The following is a 2,802-nucleotide window of genomic DNA, read 5'->3' as shown; positions in this document are numbered from 1 at the left end:
TCCCCACGCGCCGACACCACCCACGGCACGGGACCCGACACCTCCGCCGCCGGTTCGGGACCGAGCTCGACAGCGGGTGCCTCTTCCAGGATCACGTGGGCATTGGTGCCACTGACGCCGAACGAGGACACGCCCGCACGCCGCTGCCGACCGCCCCCGGACCACGGCACCGGTTCCGTCAGAAGACGCACCTCTCCCGCGGACCAGTCGACGTGGGGCGAGGGCTCGTCCACGTGCAGCGTCTCCGGCAGCAGCCCGTGCCGCATCGCCATGACCATCTTGATGACCCCGGCCACACCCGCGGCGGACTGCGTGTGCCCGATGTTCGACTTCACCGAACCCAGCCACAACGGACGGTCGTCGGGCCGGTCCTGCCCGTACGTCGCCAACAACGCCTGCGCCTCGATCGGATCACCCAGCGTCGTACCCGTACCGTGCGCCTCGACGACATCCACCTCACCGGTACCGAGACCGGCGTTGGACAGGGCCTGCCGGATCACCCGCTGCTGGGAGGGACCGTTCGGCGCCGTCAGACCGTTCGACGCACCGTCCTGATTGACCGCCGAACCCCGCAGCACCGCAAGCACCTGGTGACCGTTCGCCACCGCGTCCGACAAACGTTCGAGGAGCAGTACACCGGCGCCCTCGCCCCAGCCCGTACCATCGGCTCCCGCAGCGAACGGCTTGCACCGACCATCGGGTGCCAGACCCCGCTGTCGGCTGAACTCCACGAACGCACCCGGCGTCGACATCACCGCGACGCCGCCGGCGACGGCCAGACCGCACTCGCCCGCCCGCAGCGCCTGCGCCGCCAGATGCAACGCCACCAGCGACGACGAACACGCCGTGTCCACCGTCACCGCCGGACCCTCCAGCCCGAACACATAGGCAAGACGGCCCGACACCACACTCGCCGCGTTCCCGGTCAGGAAGTAGCCCTCGCTTCCCTCGCCCCCTTGGTCGGCGAACGTGCCGTAGTTCTGGGCGGACGCGCCGAGGAACACGCCGGTGCTGGAGTTGCGCAGGGTCGAGACATCAATGCCCGCGCGCTCGATCGCCTCCCATGAGCACTCCAGTACGAGCCGCTGCTGCGGGTCCATCGCCAGCGCCTCGCGCGGGCTGATCCCGAAGAAGCCCGCGTCGAACTCGCCGGCGTCGTAGACGAAGCCGCCGGCCGCCGTGGACGACGTACCTGTCGCGTCGGGGTCGGTATCGAACAGCGTGTCGAGGTCCCAGCCCCGGTCCTTCGGGAAGCCTGCTATCGCGTCGCCACCGGCGGCGACGAGGTCCCACAGCTCCTCGGGCGAGCGCACTCCACCGGGGAACCGGCAGCTCATGCCCACGATGGCGATCGGGGCGTGCTGCTCGGCCTCGAGTCGCTCCAGACGCTCACGCGCCTCATGCAGATCCGAGGTGACGAACCGCAGGTAGGACCGGAGCTGTTCCTCGTTAGCCATTTTCGTGAGCCTTCCTCACAGCTGTGATGCAGACAGGCGATCGGTGCGGGCGTGCGTGCGGTCAGGGTCCTAGGAGCGCTTGAACCGCTTGTCGATGAATTCGAAGATCTCCTCGTCGCTCGCCGAGCCGAGCTGTGCGCTCATGCCGTCGGCGTCGCGGGAGGTGGTGTCGCAGGCGTCCAGGAGCTCCCGGAGCCGCTGCGCCACCCTCTTGCGTACGGCATCGTCCTCGGCGACCTCCGCCAAGGTCCCCGCGAGGCGGTCGATGTCGCCGAACACGCGGGTGGACGGCGGAACGTCCGGGGCCACTCCGAGCAGTTCGGCGTCGAGGTGCTCGGCGAGGATCCTCGGGGTGGGGTGGTCGAACGCCACGGTGGCCGGCAGTCGCAGGCCGGTCTCGGCGCTGAGCCGCTTGCGCAGCTCGACGGAGGCGATGGAGTCGAACCCCATGTCTCGGAAGGCCCGTTCGGGCTCGATGGCCTCGGGGCTGGAGTGGGACAGGACCCGGGCCGCCTCCTCGCACACCAGCTTGGACAGCAGGTCGAGGCGGTCGGCGGCGGCCAGCCCGTCGAGCCGTGAGACCAGCCCGGAAGGGCTGTCCGCGTCCGCGCCCCGGTGGTCCGCCGCGGCGGTGATCTGCCGGGCTTCGGGAAGGTCCTCGATGAGCGGACGACGCCGGGCCATGGTGAAGGCGGGGAGGAACTGTTCCCAGTCCACGTCCGCCACAGCGACGAGCGTCTCGTCCATGCCGAGCGCCTCGTGGAGCGCCGCGACGGCACGGTCGGGTGCCATGGGCCGCAGGCCGAGCCGGCTCAGCCGTGAACCGGCCTCGCCCCCGCCCATGCCCTCGGCGTCCCACAGCCCCCAGGCGACCGACGTCACGGACCGGCCGGCCGCGCGCAGGTGCTCCGCCAGGGCGTCGAGGTAGGCGTTCGCGGCGGCGTAGGCGCCCTGCCGCGCGCCGCCCCAGACCCCGGCGTTCGACGAGAACAGCACCAGCCGCTCGAACGCGCCGTCGGCGAGCTGCTCCGCCAGCATGTCCGCGCCTCGCACCTTCGCCGCGAGTACGTCTTCCAGATCCGCGGCGGTGAGGTCCGTGAGCACCACGTCCCGGGACACCCCGGCGGCGTGGATGACGGTGGTGACGGGCGGGTGGCCGGTGCCGCCCAGGACCTCGGCGAGCTGCCCCGCGTCGGTGATGTCACAGGCCCTGACCGAGGTCGGGGTACCCGCCGCCGTCAGCTCCTCCGCCAACGCGACCGCACCCGGAGCCCGCGCCCCGGACCGGCTGACCAGAACCACATGCTCCGCCCCGCTCCGCGCCAGCCACCGCGCCAGATGCGAA

The 2,802-nt window shown here is 71.4% G+C and carries 2 protein-coding genes; both read right to left on the bottom strand.

All coding sequences use genetic code 11. The features are described from left to right. Positions 1-1,457: beta-ketoacyl synthase N-terminal-like domain-containing protein (locus HET64_RS38030; RefSeq protein WP_215111786.1), on the bottom strand; the 1,457-nt coding region annotated here is incomplete at its 3' end. A gap of 69 nt (positions 1,458-1,526) precedes the next feature. Further along, positions 1,527-2,802, bottom strand: a 1,276-nt coding sequence (locus HET64_RS38025; protein ID WP_215111785.1) for a type I polyketide synthase, incomplete at its 5' end; no start/stop codon positions are given.

This window comes from Streptomyces sp. McG3 (assembly GCF_018619185.1).
Classification (GTDB): domain Bacteria; phylum Actinomycetota; class Actinomycetes; order Streptomycetales; family Streptomycetaceae; genus Streptomyces.
Note: the sequence above shows the minus strand (reverse complement) of the source record. Positions and strands in the feature narration are given on the sequence as shown.